Source organism: Gordonibacter sp. An230 (genome assembly GCF_002159915.1).
Taxonomy (GTDB): Bacteria; Actinomycetota; Coriobacteriia; order Coriobacteriales; family Eggerthellaceae; genus Rubneribacter.
Map to the genome: position 1 here is coordinate 1 of NZ_NFJP01000071.1, position 683 is coordinate 683.

Annotated in this window: 1 pseudogene; it reads right to left on the minus strand. The window is 70.1% G+C overall.

From position 1 onward, the window contains the following. Positions 1-576, minus strand: a pseudogene (locus tag B5F40_RS15720) (helix-turn-helix domain-containing protein); the annotation flags it as partial. Between the last annotated feature and the right edge of the window lie 107 nt (positions 577-683).

Consider the following 683-nt stretch of genomic DNA (forward strand, 5'->3'; position numbering starts at 1 on the left):
GGGGGGGGTGCGTCGATAGCTGCGCTGCTCGGAGGGGACGGTTGCGAGCAGGGCGCCCGACGCGAGCGGCAGCAGCGACGCGAACACGGCGGCGGCTTCGGGAACCATGAACAGAAGCGGCGCGTCGACGAGGATGGCGCACGCGAAGCCGCCGGCCACGAAGGGCGTGGCGCTGCGCTCGCCGTCTTGGCAGTACGTCGCGCCCCATCCCAGCTGGCTTGCGGCCATGTACGCCCCGGCGCACAGGCCGCCGGCCGCGAGCGCCGCAGCGTTGAGGCTCGCTCCGGCGAGGGCGAACAAGAGCGATCCTGCCGTGCCGAGCGCCGCGAATGCGAGCGGCGCGCGCTTCCGCGCGAGCAGGGCGTTGCATGCGGCGGGCCGCGCCAGCGCGAGGGCGAGCCAGGGCAGGCTCAATCCGAACACGGACGTGGCCGCCAGTTCTGCCATGAGCCCCTCAGCTTCTGGGCGCACGAAGAGCAGGCTCATGAACAGCGCGTCGAGCCACGCCCAGAAAAACGCCGATCCGACGATGATCCTGGCGCCGGTCGCGCCGCGCGTCTTCTCCAACAGGTTCACGGTTCTCTCCCTCCCTCGCTTCCGATTATACCTCAGTGCGGGCATCAGGTTTGCGAGCGGTTGGGAAGTGCGGGGCGGGGATGCGCTCTCGTATACACATCTGACGA